The organism is Dietzia sp. NPDC055343 (assembly GCF_053645265.1).
Genome location: NZ_JBSHMJ010000143.1, coordinates 1 through 1,634, shown reverse-complemented (window position 1 = coordinate 1,634; position 1,634 = coordinate 1). Strand labels below are relative to the sequence as shown.

The 1,634-nt window shown below is 75.3% G+C and carries 2 protein-coding genes; both read left to right on the top strand.

Going from position 1 to position 1,634, the window contains the following annotated elements:
• Nucleotides 1-900 (top strand): glycosyltransferase (locus tag ACWIE7_RS19200; RefSeq protein WP_454070338.1); only part of this gene is annotated, 900 nt, incomplete at its 5' end.
• Nucleotides 897-1,634, top strand: a 738-nt coding sequence (locus ACWIE7_RS19195; protein WP_454070337.1) for a glycosyltransferase, incomplete at its 3' end; no start/stop codon positions are given. The genes ACWIE7_RS19200 and ACWIE7_RS19195, both read left to right, overlap by 4 nt.

Here is a 1,634-nt window from a genome sequence, read left to right as displayed (position 1 = left end):
GCCACGGCCATCGGCTTCGGCGACAGCTTCTACCCGCCCGGCGGCTACGAGGCCGACGCCGCCGAGTTCGACCGCCTGATGGACCACCTGGCCGGGTCCACGTTCGACGTGATCCTCAACCACAGCCTCAGTCACGTCCCGCTCGTGCGGGCCGCCGATATGCCCGCGTCCGTGATCACGACGCTGCACTGCCCGCCCCTGGGTGCGATGCAGGAGGCGTTCGACCGGCTCGGGTCCGCGACCGGGCAGGTCCTGGCGGTGAGCCGCTCGGTGCTGAGCGCGTGGCAGATCCCGCACGGCGCCGAGGTCCTGCCCAACGGCGTCGACATACGTATCTGGTCGCCCCGCCCCGCGCCCACCGGTCCGCACCGAGCGGTGTGGATGGGGCGGATCGTGCCCGAGAAGGGGCCGCACCTGGCCGTGGAGGCGGCCCGCCGGGCAGGCCTGCAGCTCGATATCGCGGGCCGCGTCGGCGACCGCGACTACATGAACAGAGTCCTGGCCCCCCGACTGCGCGCGGCCGGCGAGGCCGTCCGCTTCCACGGACCGCTCGGCCGGGACGCGTTGGTCCCGCTGGTGGCCGGGGCGTCGGTTGCGCTCGTGACCCCCTGCTGGGAGGAGCCGTTCGGGCTCACCTCCGTCGAGGCACTGGCCTGCGGCACCCCGGTCGTCGCGCTGGCCCGCGGTGGTACCCGCGAGATCCTCAGCGGGCAGCCCGGGGTGGTACTGGTCAAACCGGGCCCGGACCCGGCGTCCGCGCTGGCCGCGGGCATCCCCGCTGCGCTGACCATGGACCGCACAGCGACCGCCCGGGCGGCGGCCGCGGCCTTCTCCCACGACGCCCGCATCGACTCCCTCGAGGCCCGGTTGCGCGGACTGCCTGTGGGGGCGGCCCCGTGATAGGTATCTACGCCCACCACCATGGCAGCGGCCACCTGCAGCGGGCCCTGGCGGTGGCGGCCGAACTCCGTGACGAGGTCACCATCCTCACCTCCGCGCCGGTCGCCCCCGGCACGAACCCCGACCCGGATCGCGTGCAGATACTGCCGTTGCCGCTGGACCACGACGGATCCGCCACGGGAATCGACCCGACCGCCGGGGGCCGCCTGCACTGGGCGCCGGTGCACCAGCCGGGGCTGCGCCGCCGCATGGCTCTTCTCGCCGAATGGATCGACCGCACCGAGCCGGCGCTGCTGTGGACCGACATCTCCGTCGAGGTCACCCTGGCCGCCCGGCTCACCGGCACCCCCGTCGTCGCCACGGTTCTGCCCGGCCGTCGCGTCGACGCCCCGCACGCCCTGGCCCACGGCGTGTGTTCGGCCCTGGTCGCGGGCTGGCCGCGCTCGGCAGGCGCTCCCGTGCCCGCGGGCGCGGACCGACCCCTCGTCCCGGTGGGCGGGGTCTCCCGATTCGCGGGACGGGATCCGGCAGACGCGCGCTCCGTTGCTCGCGGGCGGGGCCGTCCCCGGGTGCTGCACCTGCGCGGCTCCGGCGGCGACGCCGCGGACCCCCGTTGGGACGCGGTCCGCGCCCAGCTGACGGAGGTCGACTGGGTGTCGCTCGGTGGACCCGGCGGCAGATGGGTCGCCGACCCGTGGGACGAGATGTGCCGCGCGGACGTGGTGGTCAGCGCT